Below are 1,795 nucleotides of genomic sequence, written 5' to 3' on the forward strand. Positions count from 1 at the left end.
CGGCTCGGCCGCACGGCTGTCGGTCGCCGCGGCCGGTGGGGCGATGACCTTCTCGTCGGTGTTCTCGCTGCGCTGGCTGCTCACCAGGATCTCCCGTAGGTGGTCCGGCATTCACGCCGGGGAGGAATCGGATTCGAGAGGACTACAGCCTTGACGTGGCCTGACCTGTCTGGCCTCACCAGTGTCTTCTGGTTTTGTCGGTGGTGGTCGCTAGGTTGATCGGCATGTCCCGGTTCCGGCTTCAACCGACGCACTCCCAGGAGCGGGTGTTGCTCCAACACTGTGCGCATGCCCGGCTGGTCTGGAACCTCGCGGTCGAACAGCACGCGTTCTGGACGCCGGGACGCAGGGCCGCGCCGGGTTTCACAGAACAGTGTCGTCAGTTGACGCAGGCTCGGGCGGAGAGTCCGTGGTTGGCTGCGGGGTCGGTGATCGTGCAGCAGCAGGCGTTGACGGACTTTGCGCGGGCGATGGCGAACTTTTTCGCTAAGACCCATCGACGGCCGAGTTGGCGCCGACGCGGGCGGGGTGAGGGCTTCCGGATCGTGGCGGTCAAAACGGGCGACGTGCGCCGGGTCTCCCGCAAGGTCGGCGAGGTCAAGGTGCCCAAGGTTGGGTGGGTGAGGTTCCGCTGGTCGCGTGCGGTCGCCGACGGTGTGAAGTCCTATCGGGTCACCCGCGACCGTGCTGGCCGCTGGCATGTGGCGTTCGCCTTGGCACCCGGCACTGGCGACATGGTGGGTGTGGATCGCGGTGTGGTGGTGTCGGCGGCGTTGTCCACCGGGGAACTGCTGAACGCGCCAACCCTGCGCGGAACCGAGAAGGCGCGGTTGCTGCGGTTGCAGCGCAAGCTCGCCCGGGCGCAACGCGGCTCGAATCGGCGCGGCAAGGTCAAGACGGCGATCGCCAAGCTCAAGACCCGCGAAACCGACCGGCGTAGGGATTGGGTGGAAAAAACCAGCACCCAGCTGGCCCGAGAGTTCGATCTGATCGCGGTCGAGGATCTCAAGATCACCAATATGACCCGGTCGGCGAAGGGCAGCCGGACGGCACCGGGTCGGGGTGTGCGGCAGAAGGCGGGCCTCAACCGGGGCATCCTGGCCAATGGGTGGGGTCAGTTGGTGGCCCGGTTGGAGCAAAAGGCTCCGGGGCGGGTGGTGAAGGTCGATCCGCGTCACACGAGTCAGCGTTGTTCGGCGTGCGGGGTCGTGGATCGGGGGGCGCGCGAGAGCCAAGCCGTCTTCCGGTGCCGGTCCTGTGGTTTCGCCTGCAACGCCGATGTGAACGCGGCACTGAATATTCGTTTCGCGGCAGGGCATGCCGTGACCGCACGGGGAGGCCCGCCGTTGGGTGAGCCGGTGAACCGTGAACCTCAACGCGACCTCCTCTCACTGTAGGCGGTGTTGGAATCCCCGGCTCATGAGCGGGGGAGGATGTCAAGGTGTCCCATTGTTCAGCAAGTACCCGCCATCAGCCCACTGTCGGGCGAACCGAGCGGTTAATTCTCAGCACACCTTGCGGATGCCTTCGACGACTCGGCCGGTGCGGGGTCCGACGCCCAGTGACCTGGCCTCGGCGAGGTCCGCCGCGGTGTCCACGTCGCAGCGCAGCGTGGCCAGTCCGGCGCCCACCATCAGCGCCGTGCGGCCATGGGCGAGCGCCGAGCCCGCGCCGAACCTCGGGGCCAGCGCGGTCGCCGTGGCGGCGATCAGCAGCGTGGTGCCGGTGCCTTCCCGATCGGCGACGAACGCCCGGGCGCCCGCGGCCCGGCTGATCGCCGCGCCCAGGTCGGCGG

Annotated in this window: 1 protein-coding gene and 1 pseudogene; one reads left to right on the forward strand and one right to left on the reverse strand. The window is 68.1% G+C overall.

All coding sequences use genetic code 11. The features are described from left to right. The first annotated feature begins 224 nt into the window (after positions 1 to 224). On the forward strand, positions 225 to 1,397 hold the full coding sequence (locus ACRDSQ_RS12065; RefSeq protein WP_431421001.1) for an RNA-guided endonuclease InsQ/TnpB family protein: 1,173 nt from the start codon (positions 225 to 227) through the stop codon (positions 1,395 to 1,397). A gap of 108 nt (positions 1,398 to 1,505) precedes the next feature. On the opposite strand, the pseudogene ACRDSQ_RS12070 reads toward ACRDSQ_RS12065, so the two are convergent. Continuing rightward, a pseudogene (locus ACRDSQ_RS12070) lies at positions 1,506 to 1,795 on the reverse strand (2-phospho-L-lactate guanylyltransferase); the annotation flags it as partial.

The organism is Actinokineospora sp., assembly GCF_050699995.1.
In the GTDB taxonomy this organism is placed as follows: Bacteria; Actinomycetota; Actinomycetes; order Mycobacteriales; family Pseudonocardiaceae; genus Actinokineospora.